16 protein-coding genes and 2 pseudogenes are annotated in these 24890 nt (G+C 39.5%); 2 read left to right on the top strand and 16 right to left on the bottom strand.

Features of this window, described 5'->3' with window-relative positions; genetic code table 11:
• Positions 1-411: 411 nt before the first annotated feature.
• The 15 genes and pseudogenes from HF638_RS23355 to HF638_RS23290 all read right to left on the bottom strand — a co-directional run bounded on the left by HF638_RS23355 (position 412) and on the right by HF638_RS23290 (position 18836).
• Complete coding sequence (locus HF638_RS23355; RefSeq protein WP_169482316.1) at positions 412-1533, bottom strand: glycosyltransferase; 1122 nt, start codon at positions 1531-1533, stop codon at positions 412-414.
• Positions 1534-2928 (bottom strand): CDP-glycerol glycerophosphotransferase family protein, encoded by a 1395-nt coding sequence (locus tag HF638_RS23350; RefSeq protein ID WP_169482314.1) that lies wholly within the window; start codon positions 2926-2928, stop codon positions 1534-1536.
• A gap of 43 nt (positions 2929-2971) precedes the next feature.
• Positions 2972-4330: a glycosyltransferase family 2 protein gene (locus HF638_RS23345; protein WP_169482311.1), complete on the bottom strand. Its 1359-nt coding sequence runs from the start codon at positions 4328-4330 to the stop codon at positions 2972-2974.
• An 86-nt stretch (positions 4331-4416) separates the two neighbouring features.
• Complete coding sequence (locus HF638_RS23340) at positions 4417-5745, bottom strand: glycosyltransferase family 2 protein (protein WP_169482309.1); 1329 nt, start codon at positions 5743-5745, stop codon at positions 4417-4419.
• 23 nt (positions 5746-5768) lie between these two features.
• On the bottom strand, positions 5769-7127 hold the full coding sequence (locus tag HF638_RS23335; protein WP_169482307.1) for a glycosyltransferase family 2 protein: 1359 nt from the start codon (positions 7125-7127) through the stop codon (positions 5769-5771).
• Between the two features lie 38 nt (positions 7128-7165).
• A pseudogene (locus HF638_RS23330) lies at positions 7166-8125 on the bottom strand (Gfo/Idh/MocA family protein); the annotation flags it as partial.
• Positions 8126-8155: 30 nt separating this feature from the next.
• Positions 8156-8527: pseudogene (locus tag HF638_RS29080) on the bottom strand (adenylyltransferase/cytidyltransferase family protein); the annotation flags it as partial.
• Positions 8524-9309: an FAD synthase family protein gene (locus HF638_RS23325; RefSeq protein ID WP_248278246.1), complete on the bottom strand. Its 786-nt coding sequence runs from the start codon at positions 9307-9309 to the stop codon at positions 8524-8526. The pseudogene HF638_RS29080 and the gene HF638_RS23325, both read right to left, overlap by 4 nt.
• 146 nt (positions 9310-9455) lie before the next feature.
• The gene (locus HF638_RS23320; protein WP_169482304.1) at positions 9456-10607 is read right to left on the bottom strand and encodes a LicD family protein; all 1152 of its coding nucleotides are present in this window, start codon (positions 10605-10607) and stop codon (positions 9456-9458) included.
• The gene (locus HF638_RS23315) at positions 10591-12144 is read right to left on the bottom strand and encodes a hypothetical protein (RefSeq protein ID WP_169482303.1); all 1554 of its coding nucleotides are present in this window, start codon (positions 12142-12144) and stop codon (positions 10591-10593) included. Before HF638_RS23315 ends, HF638_RS23320 begins: the two co-directional genes overlap by 17 nt.
• A 49-nt stretch (positions 12145-12193) precedes the next feature.
• Entirely contained in the window at positions 12194-13045 is an 852-nt protein-coding gene (locus HF638_RS23310) for a LicD family protein (protein WP_211175760.1), read from the bottom strand.
• Positions 13023-13763, bottom strand: a complete 741-nt coding sequence (locus tag HF638_RS23305; RefSeq protein ID WP_211175759.1) for a glycerophosphodiester phosphodiesterase — start codon at positions 13761-13763, stop codon at positions 13023-13025. Before HF638_RS23305 ends, HF638_RS23310 begins: the two co-directional genes overlap by 23 nt.
• Positions 13760-15073 (bottom strand): metallophosphoesterase family protein, encoded by a 1314-nt coding sequence (locus HF638_RS23300; RefSeq protein ID WP_169482301.1) that lies wholly within the window; start codon positions 15071-15073, stop codon positions 13760-13762. Before HF638_RS23300 ends, HF638_RS23305 begins: the two co-directional genes overlap by 4 nt.
• A gap of 74 nt (positions 15074-15147) precedes the next feature.
• Entirely contained in the window at positions 15148-16242 is a 1095-nt protein-coding gene (gene glf / locus HF638_RS23295; RefSeq protein ID WP_169482300.1) for a UDP-galactopyranose mutase, read from the bottom strand.
• A complete protein-coding gene (locus tag HF638_RS23290; protein WP_169482299.1) occupies positions 16242-18836 on the bottom strand; it encodes a hypothetical protein in 2595 nt (864 codons plus the stop codon). Before HF638_RS23290 ends, glf begins: the two co-directional genes overlap by 1 nt.
• Positions 18837-19287: 451 nt before the next feature.
• Between HF638_RS23290 and HF638_RS23285 the strand changes: the two genes are divergently transcribed.
• Both HF638_RS23285 and HF638_RS23280 read left to right on the top strand, forming a co-directional pair.
• The gene (locus HF638_RS23285) at positions 19288-20562 is read left to right on the top strand and encodes a Kelch repeat-containing protein (RefSeq protein WP_169482298.1); all 1275 of its coding nucleotides are present in this window, start codon (positions 19288-19290) and stop codon (positions 20560-20562) included.
• Between the two features lie 418 nt (positions 20563-20980).
• On the top strand, positions 20981-22846 hold the full coding sequence (locus tag HF638_RS23280) for a leucine-rich repeat domain-containing protein (protein ID WP_169482297.1): 1866 nt from the start codon (positions 20981-20983) through the stop codon (positions 22844-22846).
• 419 nt (positions 22847-23265) lie between these two features.
• Here HF638_RS23280 and HF638_RS23275 read toward each other — a convergent pair.
• Positions 23266-24890, bottom strand: a 1625-nt coding sequence (locus tag HF638_RS23275) for an S-layer homology domain-containing protein (RefSeq protein WP_211175758.1), incomplete at its 5' end; no start/stop codon positions are given.

Raw genomic sequence — 24890 nt, 5'->3', positions numbered from 1 at the left:
CACGCCGTTTCTTATTTGACCGTACTGCTTTGTGTATGGAGATTGCAATCGGTGTAGCAATCTCTTAGTACTCAACGGGAGCCTTCCTGACATCCACGACTGACCGAAGCAAGAATTTTGTATGTTACACCAATCTGGAAATAATCCATAGCCTACACATTTATTTTGCTGATCACCATCCGTCTTGGCAACGCAGTTCCCACGAAAATGCGAGTAGGTAATTTGAGATTCTCACTCTAAGGGCACTGATTTCGCTCAATTGGAGGATCACTTGAATTAATCAATCACAGGCCAAAAACAAAACATGCTTAGATTGGAATACCACTCACAAATCTTTCTCAGAGGCACTGTCGCACGTGAATTGAAAATCCGTCAAAACAAAGGCATGCTAATAGTAGACCGTACCATTTTTCATACTTGAGCAGAATATATTTTTTCAAGCTCATGAATTTGATTTGTGAGTGAATAGCCTTCATTTGCTACAATATCTTTGCAATCGGTACGAGGATACCCTTTGGATAATTCAATTATGGCATCATACCAGACGTCAACTTCTAGCGGTAAGAATTCTAGGTTTTCTGTGATTTTTGATTCAGGCATAATATCGGCAGTAACTAGGCACTTTAAACCTGAGGTTTGTGCTTCAACTAACGTAAGATCAAGCCCACCAAATCTAGAAGGATTACAAAAAATATCCATAGCTTGCATCAACTTGGAAACTTCAATATCTGGTTGCCGCCCGAGTAGCAACACACGATCTTCCATTCCATGAGTGAATACTGCTTCTTTAACGGAATTAAACCCCTCACCATCTCCAATCAACATTAGCTTTGCAGTTGGAATTACCTTACTCACTTTCGTGAAAATCTCTAATAACATTTCATGATTTTTCTGATAGACAAATCTTCCAACATGACCAATAACAAAGGAGTTCTGTAGACCTAATTTCTCCCTATATTCTTCACGAACCTCTGTATTATAAGCATATTTATCTGTATCAATAGCATTTTTTAGTATACGAATGTTGTCCCTTGGAATTTGAGATCCATACAGCCAATTAGCTGCTAACTGAGAACAGGCCAAAAAATGTGTAGCATGGTTCGGCATAAACAGTTTTTTTTGTTTCTCATGTCTCTCAATTGCCTTTTGTCTTAAACCCGGATCATTTATATCAACCATCATGTTATGCGCATGTACAATAATAATCGGTATTCCCAATTCAATTGCAATTTCTTCAACTAAGAAACTTTTCCAATAACCGGTATGCAAATGTATCGCATCGTAACCCTCGGATAAAATACTTCTTATTTCTAATATAAATTGCTCTTGATCTTGCTCCGCATAGCATGATACATAATAAACTTTGCACCCATGTGTAGTTAATTCATCTTCGAAATCAAGGGATTTACTAAACGTTACAAAATCAAATTGAAATTTATCTTTATTTATAAAATCCCAGTTTCTCATTGCATAATGTGTTATTCCACCGCGTTGATTAACTATTGGAAATTGGAGTACCTTTATTTTCTTCATTTAAACCGAATCCTCCAATACTTTCGTGTCTTGTCCATCCAGTTCTAACAAGTTCCGCGCGAGAGCAAGCACCCGTTCCGAGGAGTTTCCATCTGCATATTTATGAGTTATGCGCTTTAAACGTTCTCTATCTTTCTTAAACCTATCCTCACCGTAAAGTGAGTCAATAACTGCTTGCTGAAATTGATTATAGTCAAGAGCTATTTCCCCCGGCATCCAGGCATCATACGGCTCCATCATTAATCCCCTTGTTTTGCTGTATTGATCAAGGTCTAACGGAGTCAAAATGATTGGTTTATCCGTGAGCAGAAAATCTATAATGATGGATGAATAATCTGAAATCAGTCCATCCACACCATTTAAAATTTCGTAAAGATCCATATCACTGGTATGCAACATATCATCGGTAATTTCGATGATGTTTTTTGAACCTTTGAACATTTTCCGATTAAGCTGTACAGCGTGTTGTTTATATAGAAAGAGAATATCATTTTTAATCAAAAAATCATTGAATACTTCCTCATCATACCCAAGCATATCATTAATAAAAGCCGCACTTTCACCATTTTTAGTGTATAGCGAATCTCTGTAGGTTGGCACATAGAATAAAATTTTACACTGTTTTATAGGCCCTGTCAGTTTTTCCAGCATTTCTTTACCATCGGATTTGAAGATCATATCGTTACGTGGGTAACCCGTTATAATGAATTTATTAAAATCCAAGTGTAGACAGTAACCCATAAAAACACTATATAAGTGTGACATTGAACAAACTGCTTTTTTATTATTGAAAATATCATGTTTGCTCATAGCCAGGCTTCTCTCGTTTTTTTCCTGGCTCATAAAGTAAAGAGCTTTTATAGTGAATCCATGCCACAATTCTATTGACTTCTTGTTACCGCATTGCTCACTATATTGTGTGATAATTAGACTACTCGATAGATAATGGTAATAGTACTCGTTGTTTCTCTTTGAATCTTTCACAAGCACAACTTTAATATCATCATGTGTGTTACTCTCTAATAATGCTTTTGAAACAGCACCAGCGTTATGATGTCCAATAACACAAATTTTATTAGGTATTTCCTGTATGAGCCCGTATTCACTCAAATCTATACGTGTCAGATCAGAGGTGCCATATTTACTGGGAATGTAGAACTCTTTAATCCCCATTTCATATAGCTGTTGAGCTATTTCAAGATGATAACTACTCGTTATAATAACGGATATACCCTTCTCAGAAATTTCTTCTGGGCTAATAATTGTAAGATCCAGAAAAGTTGTTCCGTGTTTTTCAGGATGGTTATCAGCAAAGTACGCGATATCGTATTTATCTTTTAGCAACGAATAGTATGACTTACCCAGCAAGCCCGCGCCAAATAGGACGAATTTCATGTCATCACACTCTCTAGGATTGAAATTTGAATGTCTTTTCTTATTATTCCTCCTGCTTCACAACCAATTCTGCGAAACACTCAGCACTTAAATCATTGAGCACATCCTGAAAATAAAATATATTTGAATTTGTTTTACGCAGTTCATATTCTACATTCTGATTGCCATACAAGAATATGATAACTGTATCTTCTATTTTAAGTGAATCAAAGTCAGGTGGCATAAGCGGAATTTCAAAAAGATGATCACCCTGCTGTGCTTTAATATCCCATATCTCATTTGGTACTACATTACACTTCACAAAATCCTCTAATGCACTCTTAGCAACGAAACCTGCACCATAAGCAATCAGACGGCCTTTTGTGTCACGAACAGTAGGTAAAGTATTCTTCTTTTCAGGAGAGTACTGTGTCAGATAATTACTAACCGCATTGAAAGCTACGGAAAATCCTATTTTTCTATCAACATACTCATCTAATTTACAAGGTAGGAAGTCAGTTTCATTTACAGCCTCTACAAATTTATGAACATAATATTCTTTATAGTTTTCTAACTGCTGATTACGGCTTATCCTTCTTATAACAAAAGAATATTTACATAAAGTTAACAAAAATAGATGTAATTCTAATTTATTCATAGAGTCCATACAGTTTTTCAAAGTATTCTGAGACAATAAGCTTCTGGTTTCTGCGTATTTGCTGATCTGTTCGATATCGATTTGTGATGTTACGATGGAATTTGCCCGCAAAATATATGAGTATAAGGGTCTGTGTAGATGAATAATAGACTTCTCTGAGGATAAGATTGGAATCCATATCTGATCCTCTTGAGTCTGACTTAGATGGGTAATAAAATTTTTGATTAAGCCTAATTCATGAATTAATATACTTCGAAACATGAGTACTGCGACAGAGGTTGAAATTTTCCTCATAATATAACTTGCCAATAAATTCTGGTTATAATTAGATACCAACGTGGTTGTAGAAATGTTTACTACTGGAGCAAATCCTACATCCCAACGATTTCTTATTTCATCACAAACAACGCAATTTACGTCAGGAAATTGTTCCAGTACATTTACCATAGCTGAAACATATTCCTCATGCAGCAAATCATCACAATCAGGTATACAGACAAACTCACCTGTCACAAGTTTTAGACCATTTCTAACCACCGCTGCTACTCCCTGATTCTCTTGATCTACAATGACAACTTCATATCCTCGGTCTCTGAGCTTCCCCTCATATTTACCAATTACAGTTCGGGTACCATCATTACTGCCGTCATTAATCAAGATAATCTCAATGTTATCCCATTTCTGTGTAAGTACAGAATCAAGCATATCCGAGATATAGTTAACTTTGTTAAAGCATGAGATTACCATACTTACTTTAGGTTGCATGAGTTCACTCCCATTTCAAAAGTAACTCAAAATAATAAGTTTATTATCAACTTATGTGAAGAAATAAAGATATGTCTACATAAGTTTTAATTGAGCTTACAAAAAAATTCAATTAGTAGATCTTGATAATATAAAACACTGGCTTCTGTTTTTTGCAGATTTTGTTCAACCTCTTTTTTATCGTATATAAATAGAATAACCGTATCATTCATCGTGAGTGACTCAAACTTGGGTTTTACTAATGGAATTTCATAGAAATGATCATCCTGACATAGCTTAATATCCCATACTTCATTTGGAACTAAGTCCAATTTAATACATACTGGTAATAATCTATTTGCTATCCTACCAGCCCCATAGGCTATGAGTCGATTTTGCTTTCCTCGATTAAATAGTACTGCCTTCTTTTTTTCGGGTGTATATTCAGTCAAATAATAGTTAACCGCCGAGGACACCATGCCGAAACTAAATTCATCTACGATTTGCGTTGTTAATTTAAAGGGCAGGAGTCCACCTTCATTCACATCCTTTACATACTGTTCAATATTAATTTGTTTATATTCTTCTAACCCGTGTTTATTTATTCGAGCCAATATCATTAGATATTTAACTATATTAGATAATTCAACAAAATAATTCAGATTTTCTGTTGAGCTAACATAATGATTTAGAATTTTCTGAGTCAATTTATATCGATCTTCTGCATAGTCGTAAATGGCATTTATGTCCGTAACTGAGGTTTCGATTGACATATCACGCTCAATATAGGTATACAGTTTCCTATTCAGATGGATGATTGCCTTCTCCGAAGCCAAAATTGGTAGCCATATCTGCTGTTCTTGAGTAGTTTTTACATTGGTTTTAAAATTCTGAACAATACATAACTTGCTAAGAAGTGATGTTCGCATCATCATTACACACGCAGATTGAAAAAATGAAGCTAAAATAAATTTTTTCAACAATATTCGTTGCTCGTTTTGGAGCAACGTAACTACAGAGAGTTCATTTTCTGAAGGAGACCATGATACCCGGCCATTTCCCACTACATCACAAACTACACAATTAACTTCAGGAAATGATTTTAACGCATTTACCATAGCTGAAACATACTCCGTGTGTAATAAGTCGTCACAATCTGGAAAACACACGAATTCACCTGAAATTAATTCTAATCCATTTTTAATTGCCGCTGCTACGCCTTGATTTTCCTGATCCAGAATTATAACCTTATAACCACGCGCTTCTAGTTTTTTTTTATATTTACTAATAGTTTCTCTAGTCCCGTCCGTACTTCCATCATTAACTAAAACAATTTCAATATTATTCCAATTTTGTTTAATAACCGAATCTAGCATATCAGAGATATATCTAACCTTATTGTAACATGGAACAACCATACTAACTTTTGATTGCATTTTGTTTGCTCCTCTAATATTTTTCAATTATTCTTAACTAGTTGCTCTGAAAAGCGTTCGAGAACTAACTCATCAAGGACATCTTGAAAATAAAATACATTCACTTCTGTCTGCTCTAAGCTAGATTCAACATCTTTATTACTGTGCATCAATATAATCATCGAATCCTGTTTCGTGAGTGAATTAAAATCAGGCTGCTTTAGAGGAATTTCATAGAAGTGTTCACCCGGACATGCTTTGATATCCCATATTTCATTGGGAATTAAATTATAATTTTTAAAATCTGGTAATATACGTTTAGCTACTCTTCCAGCCCCATAGGCAATAACTCTTCCAGGATTGCTTCGAATGGAAGATAGAACACCCGCTTTTTCAGGAGTGTATCCAGTCAAGAAATTACTAACAAAACGACTCACCACATTAAAGCCGAAATTTTCAACAATTTCCAGAGTTATTTTATAGGGCAAAAGCCCACTTTCATTTACATTTCCAATAAAATCCTCTAAAGATTTATTTAAGTACTGGTCACCATTAGCTAAGTTTGTAGCACAACGAACTATGTTTATGCTTCTTGAAATCAACGCAGTTTTAATTAAATTCTCTTTTCTTTCCAAAGTAGCGACATCATCCGGTAACAGGTTTATTGCAATTTCGCATAACTCAAAATAATCATCATAGAATTTTTTTTGTTGCTCAAAATTGTCATAACGTGAATGTCCTAAATCTGCCGCATTAAAATGATATAAGGGTAAAGGAAAGTATTTATACTTGCCCGCATTTATGGTGAGCGGAATGATATAACCTGGCTCATGTGAGCCCTTCGTCTCTGTAAAGTAAGTTTCCTTTACATTACATTTTCTAAGATATTCTGCCCTTACTAAGTAGATCCACACGGTAGGACGAATATCCGTCAGAAGATATCGCTCAGTATAATAATCCTCCTTATCCTTTATTTTGTTTAAATTTATTGGTTCAAACTTTTTATTACTACCACTCCCCATATAGTGAGCACCACCACAAATACAGTAATCGTAGTCAGCATGTTCATCGAGCCAGCCTGCCATCAAAGAAACATATTTGGGATCAAGTTCATCATCACTATCAATCATGCAAACATAATCGCCAGTAACCAGACCAAGTCCAGCTTTCGCAGCAGCACATACTCCAGCATTATTTTGATCCTCTACGATGACCTCAAATCCTCGCTCTCGGAACTTAGGCTCATATTCTGTTATTACATCACGTGTCCCGTCCGTAGAACCATCGTTTACAAGTATAAGCTCAATATTGTCCCATTCCTGTGCTAGAATAGAATCGAACATTTCCCCTATATACTTCACTTTATTATAACAAGGCATAACCATACTTACTTTACTTTGCATATTACTAACTCCCTTTAAATATAATTTATATTTTCGACTCAGCACTTAGATGAATTGGATGGATCCCTTGTCACCTGCAAAAACTTTTCCATAATGCTCGCCATCGTTATTGATTCCTCAGCAGTGAGTTTATAGTTACGTCTTGTCATTTCACTTATATTACGAACAAAGTCAGCAAGCTCAAAGCGCATCCCAAAGCCGGGAAACGGTGCAGAGAAACTTTCATTGTGCTCGAAGTTTTCATAACATACCTCGAATGTTTTTGTCAGCCACCAAGGTGATTTCACTTGTATATATCCTTTCGTACCGGAAACCAGCAACTGCCCTTCACTTTTAACACCTATACCGGTTTTAACTGTAGCAATTGCATCATCAAAGCGAAAATATCCTTTTGTATAAATATCCACACCGTTATGACCTTTGAAAAAATCAAACCGTAGGTCATTGAACTTAGTACCCAGCAACTTCAAGATCGGCAAAAGATTATAGCTTGCAAGTTCCGTAAAACTGCCGCCAACAGTGGGGAGATACTCCCTAGCACCCGGGTCATTCGGTACAAGTTTTGTAAATGTCGCTTCCACATCATAAATTTTTCCGATTCGTCCACTTTTGGCAATAGCCAAGAGATTCAGAAAGCTGGGGGCATATGCAGTCTTAATGGCTTCCATTAATACAAGACCTGTCTGCTGCGCTATATCATACAACTCACGAGCTTCGTCCCCCCTCAAAACCATTGGTTTTTCGCAAAGAACATGCTTTCCTGCCAATAAAGCCTGACGTGCATATTCATAATGAGTTTCGTGAGGTGAAGCAATATAAACCCCATCCACTTCATTTAGAAAAATCTCGTAATTATCAAATGCTGTAGCCAGATCAAATCGCTCTGCAAAAGCTTTCGCACTACTTAAACGGGGATTAAATACGGAGGTCGCAGTAATACCACTTACAAACTTCACTTCCGACATCGTTCTCTCCGCAATACGACCGCTACCAACGATACCAAGCCTAATACTTCTGTGCCTTTCAATACGAAGCTCTGTGCTAGAGACATCTTTTGTTCTTTCGAGATAAACAACCTCACAATATTCATTTAAATAATCGAATGTGCCACGCCAATCTGATCCGACAACAAAAGTATCAATATTGAACTTTTGAACGTCTCCAATTTTCTGACTTTCATGATCCTCCACAATGATTTCATCGGCATAACCACAACTTCTCACATTGTCTATACGACGCATCAAAGAATCAACAACATTCATTTTTCCACGCTGAATATCATATTGCTCAGTGGTAACACCTACGATGAGATAGTCACCAAGTGCTTTTGCACGCTCAAGTAACCTGCGGTGGCCTTCATGAAATAAATCAAAAGTTCCGTACGTTATCACTTTTTTCATACAATTCTCCCCGGTTCAATTCCTATTGAACGTAAACGTGATATAATTTGCGAATGATAAGTTGTAGAAGCAATCACAATGCGATCATAGTGCTGTTCCATTGAACGTACCTCCTCAGCTGTCAGGCAGCGTTGTCCATTAAAACAATCGCCAGGCTTAGCATAAGTATCTGCAAAAGCGACAATTTCGCAGAAATTCAGCTCAGACAACTGGCGGTAATATTGTTCACCGACCTTGCCAATTCCGTAGATGATAATTCGTTCGTTCTTATCCACCTTGTCAAAGGGAAATAAAAATTGGATGCCATCACCGATTTTTTTCACTTTACCCGCATGCTCAGCCCTGGGAGGCAATGTAATCTCTTGCAAGTGGCTGCTAGATACTTTTTTGGTGTACGGAAAGAAAACTAAGTCAACGCCTAACATTTTAAGTTCATCTTCATCAAAAGCCCAACCATCGGAAATATGATCATCACCGCTAAACATAGCATCGAATCCGTACTTTTCTAATGCATTACGCTTATGAAGCAGTAATTCAGTCGTGATGTCAACCTCGTCCACATATTTAAGCGCTGCAATTATTTGCAAGCGATCATGAATTGGTATAGTAGGCCATTTATTTTTACTTTTGGATACCAATTCATCTGTAAGAACGCCAACAATTAGCTTGTTGCACCGTTTCCTCGCTTGGCGGATTAAATTCAGATGCCCGACATGGAACATATCAAAGGAGCCTGAGATATACCCTACGTCCCACTGTTTATTAGTCTCTGATGCTAGCAACTTTTAATCCTCCAATTCTATTATTAGCTCGCTAAGGCAAATGACTTCAAATACCTTTTCCACATATTCTATTTAAAGGTACCGTTGCTTATTTTTTATAATAACCTCCTCCAGAATTTGTTTAATTCCTGAATACATTAACTTCCCTAGCAGAAACAATATTTTAATCCATCAATGAAAAAGAAGTATTCCTTTACATTCATTCGCTCAAGCTGTTTGGCTATTTCTTTGTGATAAACACTTGCGATAATAAGCCGTGAATTCTCATCTATTAGCCCAGGCAATTCTGAAGGAGAACGAACAGGAACACCATATGCGCAACTCCCCCATGCATCTTTTCTATTATCGAATGCACAAACGACCTGCAGATCTTTACTGTAACGTTCCATCCAAATCCGAAGGCTATCGCCCGCACCGAAAATATAAATCTTCTTATCTTCAATTCCATTCAACATGTCAGTATAACGGCGAACATAATGCGTGTAAGGCCGACTTACATCTATAATAGTAGACTTCCCATGTTTAGGGGTGCGATCTTTCAAATCCGGTTCATATAATCCCCCTGGATAAGACGCAATTAATGTTTCCTTATAGCCTACGGGTACGGGAATTTTTAAGTCCTCAAAATCCATTTCCATACTTTCAGAAAACCATTTTTTATCATATACCCTTTTACCATACTCTCCCCCGAGAACAGGGATTGCATAGTATAACTGGTTAGAATACTTTGAGCAGAAACGCTCATACCGCTCTGCAAGAAAATCGTATTGTCCTGAAATCCCCCCGGCACCATAACAGAAATATTCTTTACCTTCAGAGATCTCAGCACCCTCACATTCATCAAGCGCAGCCGAAGCATACATTTGCTTTTGCATTTTCAGAGCGGTATCTTGAACATCCTTGGCAACATCACCATTTGGCATATCATCAAGCGGAAGGATATCGATATAGGCTCCCATATGGCCACCTCGTGTGTGCCCATTAGGAAAGTTTACAAGAACAGCCGTATCACTTCGCCGCAGTCTTATAAAATGAGGAGCAGCGTAAGGGTCATTTTGCGGTGTTTGCAGGAAATAAGGTTCACTAAACCAATGTTGGGAAAGTCTTAAACGTTCATACTCTTTACGTGGCAGGGCAATATCAATATCGTCATCCCATGGGATAAATCCATTATGACGTACTGCACCCAGAAGTGTGCCAAACATAGTAAACCAAGTTAAATCCTCACGTTTGGCAACTCGTGCAAACTCTTTAAGAATATCTAGCTCGACAGCCTGTAAATCATTTAGTTTGTTCACCGATTAATTCTCCCAAGGTATATATAGGTATAGTTAATTCCTCAAGCAAATCCTTTTTGATTGCCTCGCCCTCTAAAAGACTTACAATTAAAATTTCAGAGTTACTCAACGCAAGATTCTTGCCGATATCTTCGATATTATTTAGATTTTTATCTAATATATTTGTCACAACGATCCCATTATCGTCAAAAACCTGCTTCAAAGCCATTCCCCGTTTACCAAATCCATAGATCGCTGAGCGTTTTATCCCCATATCATCCAATTTTGTAATAACAGGAAGAAAACGGTTATAACGGCGCACTCTTTCTATCCTTTTCATCGACTGCTCCGTTTCAAGCTCAAGCGGGAGCGTCTCATTTCCAAATACTTCTGTATACGTTTGGAAACTAGCTTGGTGTGACAACAGATTAAATCGATCTGAAATACCATAACGTTTTTTTAAGATTTCAAGCCAGGTATCCCTACGTACATCTGCACTAAACGCCGGAGAATAGACTAGTGACAATAATGCCCTTGTAAGTGCAACCTCAGGTGAGACATCTTCCCAGTAATATTCCTGATCAATAAAAATCATTTCATCATTTCGTTCGTCATAAAAACAATTTGCTGGAACCAGCTCCCAGAAGCATTTACCAGTCTCTGCAGCCTTCGTTATAGCTTCTTGAATTCGGTCAAACTGGGCAATCATCTCCTGGAAATCAAATGTTCCATCTGAGAGTTTCTTTGCCCAATAATCCCACAGTGTAGGCAAGTTTAAACGCGGCATGATTAACGAACCGTTTTCTATCTTCATCTTAATTACGTTTACTCCAAGACCCATCAGTTCATCGTGATTACACAAAGTCCTCAGCATACTTGCTTTGCCGTCCGGATGAAGGGGCGTCTTATGTACCGTACCGTCACCACGAACCGTTGTGGCAAAGCGTTTTGCAGGTTCACGATAAACCGTGACTGCCGCATAATCCACTGCGCATGGTTCATCATCTTTGCAAACCCGTGCCTCAACGAAATATGCACCGCACATAAATTCAAACGCTCCACCGCGAATGACCTCACGATAGAGTGGACGTTCGTCAAATTGTAAAGATATATCATCTCTTACATACGGAACAAATCGTTGATTTAAAAATTCATCAGGAAGGTAGTTTTCTGAGTATACCTCCCTTGTAAAATATTGATCTGTTAACGGGTAAAACCACTTTTGTCCTTCAAAGCCAGCAAGTTTCAAACGTGTTTGCAGTTCTGCCTTACTAGGGAGTGGCTTATCTCCACGCCCAAACAGCGTATCATAAGGAACTCCTGTATTTGTTGCTCTTTTGCCTGCCCAATATCGCAAAGCAAAGGGATTCTCATACACTAAGAGCAAGCGGCCGTGCAAATCCAACTTTTGTTTGTACATTACCAAAGCTTCAACAGATAAATCCTTTGGATCCGTGACTATTTCATAGGTAACTCCATTTTCAAATGGATACCAGCAGAAGACTGAATCTTTCCACGGAGAGTTTTCATAGTATTGTCTTAATGTACTACTTAACATAGGATGCACTACCTTTTACTTATTTTATGAATGGATTTACTGACTGAAATTACGTTTCATCCAAAATTCTATAATATGAAACAGGATGCGACTTTCTTTCACTTTCAGGGGGAAGTGTCATATATTCACCAAATTTATGCTTTAAGTATGCATCATAATTACGATGTCCCAGTAGAGTAAGATTTTCAAATGAATACTCCGCGGTTTGCTCAAACCACTCACCCATCCCCTCGCTATACTTATCAGGAGCGGGAAACGTGATCGTCCTTACACGCTGGCATTTATTACGATTTCCCTTGTCGGCAAAACGCAATAGATGACTGGAAACCATTTTGAGAGGTATCTTGCTAAGCAAGAAGTACACACCCCGCATGAGTAAATTTTTGTCTATTTTCTTGCCTACCTCTGACCATAAAACTTTTCGAATTATTGTACAGTGAAGATTATGCATCTTCTCAGCCAATTTCCCGTCAGGGACGTTATCAAACGGAAATATATCAATAAAAATCCCGGATTCGTATGGCATGTGAGCCTGTCCTTCCCTGAGGAAGAACGTATCTTTTCTTCTAATTTTCCCATATCCCCAACGATAACCGGGAGTTGCCCGCATGTCTTGAAAGTAAAACCGGCTATGATCCAAATCCGTTTCACAAACTTGGCGGAATTTCTCATATTCTGCTCGAAGCAGACCAATATCTGCATCATCGTCCCACGGTATATAACCTTTATGGCGTATAGCACCAAGCATCGTGCCGCCGATCATAGCATAATTAATATTGTGCGAGCGGCATATTCGATCCACTTCTGTCAACATTTCAATTTGTATGAGTTGAACGGCTCTTAGATCCCCTTTAGTAAGTGGGCCTGTTTTCATATGATTAAATTTCATCTGATTTTCCATATGCTAAAACATCCTTTGCCCAGTCAATTCGGTTAACAATTACTGAATCTACCTCAATATTTTCTGCAAGCTTAATTTCCTCATCATTTGTTACTGTCCACGGGCGTATTAATATTCCCCTCTTGTTGCAATCTTCCACCAAAGAAGGATACCGCAACATATGCACACTCGGATGTAACGCTTCAGCTCCAACCTTTTCGCATTGCTCACCAGTGACTAATATCCCTCCACCACATAACAATGCGGTTTGTGAATCTGGCTCAAGCAGCTTTATTTTTTGAACAGAATAGTGGTTAAATGACGACCATATAATTCTATCGCTCATACCGTACTTTTCTACTAATTTTAACGCAATAGACTCAATGCCATCGTAATAGATGACACCTGTTTTCAACTCTATATTGATCGTCATTCCTGTTCTGTTCAATAATTCTAATACTTCTTCCAGCGTCGGCACTTCCATAAAGAGAGGCTCAGTTCGACCGCTTTTATTGAAGTTGAGCTTCTTTATTTCAGATAGGGTAAAGTCTTTTACCCTCCCTTGGCCATTGCTCGTTCGGTCAATGGTTTCGTCGTGAATGACGACGACCTCTTTATCCTTGGTAAGCTGAATATCAAGTTCTACTCCGTCAGCGCCCATCTGGGCTGCCATTTGAAAACCAGCAAGCGTATTTTCTGGCGCGGAAGAATAGGCCCCACGATGTCCCCATATTTTCATATAAGCCACTCCGCCCTTCCGTGTGTAACGATCTTGTCTTTACCCGCGCCAAATCTCACAAAACGTATCTGTCTTTTATCTGTGTTCACAAGCATAATGTCAAATGCTTCTTGCGAAGTATCGCCAATTTTGCGATTAGGAGTGATAAAACCTTCTGACTTATATTCTGTAAAAGCTTCACATTTTGAATTTAATATCGATAAAATGGGAACGCCTTCTGTATTATCTATTAGATCCGCATGATTATGACCATTGATGAAAGCCATAATTTTAGCCGAATGATCATGTAATACTGCCATCAGTTCTTCTTCGCCACGTATTTCTGTTGCCCAGTACTGTAATCGGCGAACAGGCGCAACATGGGAAAATACGATAACTCTCCAATCATCAGGTGTGTTTTTCAATTGTTCAGATAGCCACTGAATGCATGCTGTATTGTATCCATATCGTAATGATTCATTTGGATCGAAAGAATCCAGAAATATGAAACGTAGTCTTTGAGACTCAAAATCAATAGTATATCTTGGTTCATCTCTGCCTAAATAAAGCTCGCACTGCTCTTTTAACGAAAACGGTTCTGGATTATTTTTAAAGTAGTTTGTGTCATGATTGCCAAGCGCTGCCCAAACAGGAATTTCACATTTTCTTAAATCATTAAAGACCTGCTCTACATAATGTCGGCTAACCTCACGTGTTGTCATACCGTCCGTGAAATCACCAAGGTGAATAATTCCATCAAACCCTAGTTCTCTATGCAGTCCTTGGATGGAAGCAGATGTATCATCCCAAGTCCCATTTACTGTATAATGTGTATCTGTCAACAGCACAAAGGATAGTTCACCCTTTTCCTGTATATCCATAATACACTTCGACACCCGTTCTATTTCGTTTTTCAACCAAGCCTTCATTTCATACAAGTAAGGCTTTTCTCTCTCAAAAGAAAGAATATGATCGATATCCTCACGGCCTTCAAATTCTGTTCCATCCATCTTCCGCAGGCATATTCGAAAATAAACACACCCTGAAAAAGTATAATGATCTTGCCTGTAAGTGTCCCCATTCAAATCCTGTCGATAAACCGTCCAGCTCTCTTCGGGGGCATAATCATACGTATAAATCCAACGATCTTCGATCTTGGGTGTATACGTTGCAACATTAAACTTATACTGTAAATCGATGAGCCTTATCTGATCGCCGGGCTGTGCGAGATAAAATACAGGAGTACTCAGCATTTCCGGGTATCCCAGTTCTTGCAGGCCATCGCCTGCCCGTATCTTCATCCCTGCTAAACCCATCAATGAAATCTTCAAAGCTTTCCATCCCCCGCTCTCGTTTCTGGCCCTATTTATGGAATCGTAATTTAAACCGCTGATCTGATCTAAGTTTATTTCAGTTCATTTCTTACTGTATCCAGCGCATTTCTGACGATTTGCCACATATCATAATACTTATATTCAGCTAGTCTACCGCCAAAGATCACGTTTACCTCTTGATCTGCAAGCTCCTTATAACTCAAGTAACTCTTATTATTTTTTTGATCATTAACCGGATAGTAGGGTTCATCCCCCTGTTCATACTCTTTTGAATACTCGCGTGTAACGACTGTTTTAGGCTGAGTACCAAATTCAAAATGTTTATGTTCAATTATACGGGTAAATGGCGTTTCCCGATCTGTATAATTCACAACAGCGTTCCCTTGATAATTCGATTTGTCCAGAATTTCCGAGTCGAAATTCAACGTACGATATTCAAGTGATCCGAATTGGTAGCCATAGAATTCATCAAGCATTCCTGTATAAACAATCTTCGTGGCAATCCGATCAAAGTATTCTCTTTGGGCAAAATAGTCCGTATTCAATCTAACTTCGCTGCCTTCAAGCAATTTTTCGATGATCGGCGTATATCCTCCAACAGGTATTCCTTGATACTGATCATTAAAATAGTTATTATCCCAAGTGAAACGAACAGGCAGACGCTTAATAATGAATGCTGGAAGTTCCTTGCAGCTACGCCCCCATTGTTTTTCTGTATACCCTTGAATCAATTTTTCATATATATCACGCCCAACTAATGAGAGCGCCTGCTCCTCAAGATTTTTTGGATCTTCGCACTCCAAGCGCTGTGATTCTATTCTTTTAGCTGCTTCTGTTGGATCAGTAACTCCCCATAATTGATAGAAGGTATTCATATTAAAAGGCAGGTTGTATATCTCACCTTTAAAATTGGCTATGGGAGAGTTTGTATAACGGTTAAAGGTCGCAAAACGATTGACGTATTCCCATACTTCCTTATCGTTAGTATGAAAAATATGTGCTCCATATTTGTGTACATTTATACCTTCAACCTGCTCGGTATAAATGTTGCCCCCAATATGATCACGCCTATCGATCACTAGGCATTTTTTATTCTGTTTCGTCGCCTCGTATGCAAACACTGCACCAAATGGTCCTCCGCCCACAATTAAATAATCATATTTCATTAGCCCAGCACCGCTTTCTTAGAATTTTCATAGATTTCAATCCCCGCTTTTCCATTAGAATGTGAGATCTCTGCAAGGCGGAGTTTAACCTGCTGCTCAAGTCGTTTGTACAACCATGGCTCGGGAACCGGCTGCGAAATCATCTCAAGCAGGTTTTCAAGTGTGGCAAAATAGGAATGTTCCCAAAATGCACAACTGTTAGTGTCCTTAAACTCGTTTCCTTGCATATGCATTGAGAAATTCTGAATGCTACTTGAACTAGCTGTTAACGTGATGTTCTCTTCATGCAGAGAACCCGTATTCGGATCATATTCGATGAACCGATTACTTTGCTTTTCAGTAACATAAATTTTATCTGTAGCACTTGAAGACACATTATAATATCCAGTATGAATATTTTTGGATAGTGGATCACTGCTTAGCAAGCTACCTGGACAAAAATCAACCACATAAGAGTACGAATAGTTTTTTAAGTTAAACTTGACCATCTGTTGTGAATCAGCAGGTACCAAATATAAAGTTTTTTCGGAAAATAATAGTTTTTGGAATTGACCAAATCTATCTGCAGGTATGCCTTCAAGATTTATTTTGTACTCCAGAGTTGTATCATCTTCTATATTGAAGCTAACTAAACGTGGACTCTCCAATGATAGCAGCCAGTAGTGCCCATTAATTATCACTATATCCGCATATCCGTATTTATCATTTCCTAAAATATTTAATTTGGTAGTTTTATTACTTAAATTGATTTCCATTACTGCATCAGCATTCATAAAAGATAACACTAATGAGCCTCGTCTTTCATCATAAACACCATTAGAAAAATACCCCATATCTAGATTACTAATCTCTTTAGTAGAAGCCACCCATTCGTCTATAATTTCTGTACTATTATCCTCCATATTGAGTTTGACAATACCCGGATAGTATAATGGAATAAAGTAGAGCGAGCCCTCGCATTCAATAATCTTTGAGAATTTACTATGAACGTTATAGTTCATTTCTTTTGGTGTTGGTAAATCAATATATTCAAAAGTAGACTTTGTTATATCATATATAGCTATCGCCGCAGCAGAATGTGGAGAAAAATAAAGTTTATTGCCACTTTGATGAATAGAGTGATACACTCTCCAGTCCAGCATTTTCTCATTCACAAAATTCCCCATATGCTCCACATTCCATGTCTTCTTATCCAATCGAAAGAAACCGTTCATATGCAATGTTAGAAAATATAAATATTTCTCTGTATCGCATACACTTCCGATTGAAAGATGATCGCTTAAATCTTCATTTTGAACCATTAGAGGTTTTGGCATGCATTGGTACATCGGCACTAGTGAAGTAGCATCTCCATAAAAAGCAGAGCTTAAGTTCAAAGCCCTATGTAAATCTGCAGTATTATCATAAATTCCGTAGTTCTCCAACTGGTACTCATTGATAAGTTGTGTGTACTCATCCAAGAGCAACGGACGCATTGAGCTGTAGGTAGCCTCACTTAAAGGGTGAGGCCGCCACCAAAGAACGACATCATCCAGCTTACGGAAGGTGTCAAATACAGACCGCAACTTAGCTATATACTTTTCATTCCCTTTAAGGATAGGACCCACTGAGGTATTGTAGAGCACTATTTTTTTCCAAGAACCATCAGACTTCTCAATCAACTTCTTCCATTCATCTGGTAGTGTAAAATCGTCTGGTTTGGAGTTTATTATCTTGTCAAATTTTGGAGAACCAGATGCCACAATCTTTTCATCCAGTTTCCCGAAACCACCCACGCAGTTTTGTTCTTTTTCATATGCTTGGATTGCATTGACGTAACCATCACGCACCCGATCAGACTGCACAAATACTCTGTCAGAATAAACAAGACCTGCTGAGAGAGCAAGATGTTTCTCCACTTCATCGAATGTCACAAAATAGGGAGAGTAACATAGTAACTCAGTGTATTTTTTTAAGTTATTACTGTAATAATCTGGATGAACGGTAGTGATTACATTACCACTGTCATAAGCATTATGAATGAAGCTAATATCCGGGCGATGTTCCTCTAAGTTATAGTTTTTCCAATCTAAGATTGGTACATAATCAGGAAATTGATCCCCTTCATAGTGCGCTCTTCCTAGCTCACCACCGGGAATTCGATCAAAATAAGGGATTGGAACTACGTAAGCATCACATTGCGGATCCTCTTTTGCCGCAAGCCAAATCGATTCAAGTGAGTCCCACATTGATGCCTTGTAAGGGAAAAATACAACCTCAATTTTATTTGGCTTGAGTTCATTTTGAATGCTATTATCAATCATTCTAAGTTCTATTTTTAATTGCTCTACGAAATTCACATTAGAAGTTTCGATATCCACGGCAATATGATAAAGACTTGTGTGGTACTGGGTTAACAATTCAACCGTTCGTGTATCTTCACCTTTTACACTCTCTATAAACTCGCCTATATGAACAGCCATATTTTGGCATTCAATCAACAGTTCAACTACAGTTGGGATATTTGTTCGCAAAAATTGTCGTTTGATTTCATCCGTCGCCTCATACAGTGTTGTTACTAAATTCTGAATCTTCTCTTGTTGGTGCTTTCTCATTAAACTCCCGCCCCTGTATGCTTGTTATATTCTTTGTCATATCCTAAATTTTCACATACACGAAATTCACTTTTTATATAAGTTATATCGGCTTAAATCTTCTTTTGGTGAAGAGTCAGCAAAAATTTCCAGTTCAAAATAATTCTTGAAGATAATGGACATTATGCGCTCTGCGTTAGACCTTTACTTCCTCTGACTTAACGAATGCCCAGCCCTCACATCAATCTGCAATATTCGGAATTCATTCATCACTCTTGAAAAATTGCAACAAAAACTTTGGTAAGACAGGATAACATGGATAATCATTCTGGTTCCCTTTTTGTAGTAAATTGAATTAAACTCTCATTATCCTTTCAACACAAAATAACATATTTGGTGAATAACGTTTAGACAATCATTGGATTTTTATTTAATATAATTCATGAAAATACATAATAAGGAGATGTAAGTATTGAAAAAAAAAATAGTTTTCTTGTTTAGCCTAATTCTACTTTTCTCATCCGTACTATTAACTTTATCCGCTTCTGCTGCTTCTGAATGGGTCACTAAAGCTGACTTATTAGAGCCTCGTACTGGTGGAGCAACAGCTTCACTTAATGGGAAAATTTATTATTTTGGAGGTGCATCAGGCTCAGATCATGCAGCTTCGGGTATAAAGCAAAATTCTACATATGAATATGACCCTACAAATGATACTTGGACTGTTAAGGCAAATATGCCGACAGCCCGTGCTGGATTAACTGCAGTAGTCTATGACAATAAGATCTATGCTATTGGTGGATACTATAACGTCGGTACTTCAGTGCTAAGAACTAATAAAGTAGAAGTCTACGATCCTTCTACCGACAATTGGTCGACTGCCGCTAACTTGTTAACGGCAAGATCATGGGCAAGCTCAGTAGCGCTAGATGGTAAAATTTATGTTTTTGGAGGCGGGGCACTTGTTAATGGTACCTCAACTTCTTTGTCTTCTGTAGAGTCTTATGATCCCATTTCAAACACCTGGTCCTTAAAAAACAAAATGCCTATCGCCGCTAATGCTGCTGCTACTGCATCCGTTGATGGCAAAGTTTATATGTTCGGAGGGGCAAACCTTTTAACTTCATCAATAGGCGGTATCTATGAATATGATCCAGTTTTAGATTCTTGGACGCTCAAACAAAACACTACTGTCAGAGATTCAAGCGGCATAGCTGTTTATAATGACAAAATTTATTTATTAGGAGGTGGGACGTTTTCTTCCGGTTCCCAACTAAGTGCTTTGAATAGTTTTGATGTTTATGACCCCAAAACAAATACGTTTAGTACACTCGGAAGCTTAACTTCTCCGAGATCACAACTTGTTTCGGCTGTAATTAATAATAATCTGTACATCATAGGCGGAACTAGCCTTGGTGCAAACGGCACTTTAAAAAACGTAGAGATGTATACATTTGAAAACGAAAGCACTCCAAGCCCAGATCCAACACCAGAATCAGGTAACGAGGATAGAGCCATTTTCACCGTTATCTTGACAACTGGTCTAGTAAAAGAATTCGACCTCTCCATGGTAGAAGTTAATAAATTCATTGCGTGGTACGAAGACAAAGAGGCTGGCACAGGAACAGCCTCCTACGCAATTGACAAACATGAGAACAACAAAGGACCCTTCACTAGCCGTAAGGATTATGTGATCTTTAAAAACATCCTTTCATTCGAAGTGGATGAATATAGTACAGGGGAATAATAAACAGAACAAAGCCCGCTGACCAGATAGAGGTCAGCGGGCTTTGTTCTGTTTACATCTCTATTTAATTTCTAACCAACATCGCTACACTCTCGACATGACTTTGAGTGTCGGTCACTATATATTAAGCCGTAAGAAGGGCGGTGGCAGTAAACTTATTATGAATGTTTAATGTGCCGTCCGTCTGTACTTCAATTTATCAATAAACCTATGTACCATCTCAGAAGTCAGTTCATCCAGCTTCATGAACTGCTTGAGTTCACCATAGTTAAATAAGACCAAAAAGGAGCAGGATTTCCCTGCTCCTTCTTTATGTGAAACTTCTTTCTCTCATCAAACGTAAATTCACAAGGTATAATGAAATCAGATGACCGTTCAGCATGATCTTATGACCATCATAATGAAGGAGGGGACATCCGTGGCGTTTATTCCGCTAAACTGCCCCAATTGCAACGGAAGAATTGAATACAAGAAGGATGAGGTTTTAAAGTGTCCCTATTGTGAAACAGAGCTTTTATTGAAGCAAAACCATGTCTATTATGTGGATCAGACCATTAACCATTACCACGGAACGCCTCCCAAGGCAACGACGAAGCAGGCTTTCTCCGTAAAGCTAATGCTAATACTGATGTTAGTCCTAACTGGCGCCATCGGTACATATTTTTATTATAGCAACAGCTCCACCTATTCAAAAACAGAAGCCAATCTGCCTGTGCGAAAGATGCCCGAAAGCGAGGTTCTGCTCTCCTTTTTGCGAGATATCTTCGATAAAGGGGCTGCCTTGCCAACAGAGGAGGAATTGGCTCGTATTCGCTATTTAACCGTAGAGCATTCGGAGAATGATCAGTGGAAGTTTACATATAGCCTCTCCGATCCCTTCAGCGATGAACAGGCCGAGAAGATCAATTATATTACTCAGGACAAGAAACTGAATAGCCTGCGGATTGATCAGCGAGATTTTGAAGCTTTTAAGGGACTAACGGCATTGGACCTGACGAATACCTATGAAATCTCCCAGACGGACCAAACCACTCTGGCCCATATGCCCGGATTAAAAAGTTATGGAGGCGCTTTTAACGAATCCTTCAGTACATTTTCGGGCTACTTTGGCGACAAGTCTAACATTACGGAGCTTACCACTCAGCTTCGCAGCAATCAGGAATTGGCCCTACTACTGGAATTCCCCAATCTAAGTTCTTTATCCATTACCTATGTGGATGAGTCCGTAACGGATTTCTTTCTCTTGAATAAACTGCCGCTCAAGTCCCTGTCGCTCACCTTTGTCGATGAACTCGGATGGTTGTCGTCCATGACCGGGCTGTCATCCTTGTCCATACATTACAGTGAAGCCACCGACTTGCAGCCGCTGTACGCCCTGACCCAGCTTCAGGAGCTTCAGCTGTCCTATTTATCGAATGTAAAGTCCATCGACTTTGTGCAAAATATGCCTGCTCTACAAACGTTAGATATCGAAAATATAAACTTCTCCAGTCTGGAGCGCTTGACCGGCAAAAACTCTATTACTACGCTGCGCCTGGCTTCTCTAAGTCAACTTGGTTCGGTAAAGGCTATCAATAGCCTGTCCTCTTTGCGGGAATTAACGTTGTCCGGCTATTACAAGGATGCAGAGGCGCTGACATTGCCTAATGTAGTGCGGGTTGAAATACCAAGCTCCTTTCTCACCGGGCTAGAGGCCGCGGCTACAACCAGTCTGACGCTCCGTGGCGGAAGTAGCGAGTTGAACTTGACTGCGCTGAGGAAATTCCCGAAACTGGAACAACTCTCGCTCTGGGAGATCGATGAAATAACCCAACTTGCCGCCCTGGACGGCTTGTCCCGCCTAGAGACCTTAAACATTTACGACTCGTCACTGTTCAAAGAAAGCGATGCCTTATTTCGTTTGAAGCAGGTAAAATCTCTGGTGTGCTCCGAATGCAGGCTGAATTTCGAAAAAAAGGTTGCCGCAACGAACAGTGTGCTTGAACATTTGACCTTAGAGCAGCCATATTTCAGCATAAACAACACCTCTGTTGCTGAAGTTGATCAGATGATGCCTTACTTTGCCAACATGTCCGCTCTACGTTCCTTCACTCTGCAAGACAACAACTTGGCTTCTCTCGAATTTATGAGTAAATGGCAGGCCGTAGAAGAGCTTCATCTCGAGAACAATGCCATTTCCAATATAGAGACCCTAAGCCAGCTACCTGATCTGCAAAAGGTATATCTATCCGGTAATTCCGTACAAAACAAATCCGTGCTTGGTACGGGTGTGCACGTATATTAATTACCGTCTGGATGATGGGGAGTTATAGACTACTGTAGTTAATGGATGGTATTGGAACAAAGACAAAAAGGGGTTCGAGAGAAAAGTATAAATTCTCGAACCCTTATGTTTATGTTTAGCTTCTGACCAACATCGCAACACTCTCCACATGAGATGAATGCTGACGGTACAATAACCTAATACGATGTGGCTACATTCACCTATTCAAGCAATCTTATATCAGCCGCTTTTACGTGACAAGGTATTTGTTCAAAATTCCCGATTTCTTTAATTATCGGATATATATCCTGTAACGCATCCTTACTCAGTCTTCGGATTGTTGAATACTTTACCCTATCCCTAAGTAGTTAATTTTACCACTTTAAGGATAACCCTTGTTATTTACATCTAAAAATCAGTTTGGGTTGACGATTTTTACTTTACTTGCTCTTTTGAGCCAGCATGTTCAACAGAACCGTTACGGCCTCTGCTCTTGTTGCATAGTCCCCAGGGGCAAATTTGTTGTCGCCTTTCCCTTGCACGATGCTTGCTTGCTTTACATAAGCAATCGCAGCTTTTGCCCACGCTGGAATGTCCTTGTCGTCTGCGAAGCTAGTTGCTGTGGCATTCGCTTCGCTATATTTACCCAAAGCACCCGCAATCATCGTTGCCATCTCTGCACGTGTAATTTCCCCAGCTGGACGGAAAGTACCGTCCTCATAGCCATTAATAATGCCTGCTTGCACCGCTTGCGCGACCGCTTTCTGCGCCCAGCTTCCGATCTTCGCTGTATCTGTGAACGTCAGCGCCGCTCCCGCTCCTTGCGTCTTCAACGCATTCATCAGCATGACGGCAAATTCCGCGCGAGTCACGGTTTTGTCCGGCTTAAACGTGCCGTCCTGATAACCAGTGGCGATTCCGCTGCTTACCGCTTGCTTGATGCTTGCCTTCGCCCAGTGTGCAGATATATCGTCAAAGTTAATCGTTGGTTTTGTGTCTGGTGTTGGCGCACTTGCCGCTTGCCCTACAACCATTACCGCATATTTTGTAAAGTGGGTTACTTCTACGGTAATCTGATTACCCCTAACAATACCGCCAACTTCCACCCATTTCTTCTGCACTTCATCATAATAGAACACGGCTGCTCTTTGATTACCGCTCAATTTTGTCGGATCGAACTTAAAGGTCAGTGTTACCGGTTTACTGAAGTTCTCTGAGAAATTTTTCAGAATCTCGAAGATCGGACTAGCGAGAACGTCTTCATCCGTTAGAAGAACTTGAGTTCCATTAAATACTTCAATCGTTAATTTCAGTTCTTTGACCGTTGCATTTACCGGAATATCTATTGCGATTTTATCTCCCAAACTAACCTTACCCGCTTTGCCTGCGGGAAGCGATAACTCACCATTCTCTGAAATTACTTTGCTGTCAACTGGTGGTGTTGGGATGCTACCACCACCGTTACTGCCACTGCCGCTGCCACCAGGACTGGCTGTCCACTGCGCGTACAGCGTCATGTTCGCTGCTCCCATGCCGAACGTTGCATTTGCCGCATAGTTTGTGCCGCTTCCGTTAGCCGCCGTGTTCCAACCTGCGAACGTGTTGCCCGTCTTCTCCAAGCTTCCTGTGTTTCCTAATACCGTTACCGTTGCATTTTGCGTGTACGAATTGCTATCCGTTGGCACGGTTCCTCCCGTGCTGCCATTCCCGTTGTACGTTACGATGTATGTCGGGTTGGCCGTCCACTGCGCGTACAGCGTCACGTTCGCCGCTCCCATGCCGAACGTTGCATTTGCCGCATAGCTTGTGCCACTTCCGTTAGCCGCCGTGTTCCAACCTGCGAACGTGTTGCCTGTCTTCACCAAGCTTCCCGTGTTTCCTAATACGGTTACCGTTGCGCTTTGCTCGTACGGATTGCTATCCGTTGGCACGGTTCCTCCCGTGCTGCCATTGCCGTTATACGTTACGGTGTATGTCGGGTTGACCGCCCACTGCGCGTACAGCGTCACGTTCGCCGCTCCCATGCCGAACGTTGCATTTGCCGCATAGCTTGTGCCACTTCCGT

The sequence above is a fragment of the Paenibacillus sp. SZ31 genome, assembly GCF_012912005.1.
Taxonomy (GTDB): domain Bacteria; phylum Bacillota; class Bacilli; order Paenibacillales; family Paenibacillaceae; genus Paenibacillus.
This window is presented reverse-complemented; position numbering and strand designations above follow the sequence as displayed.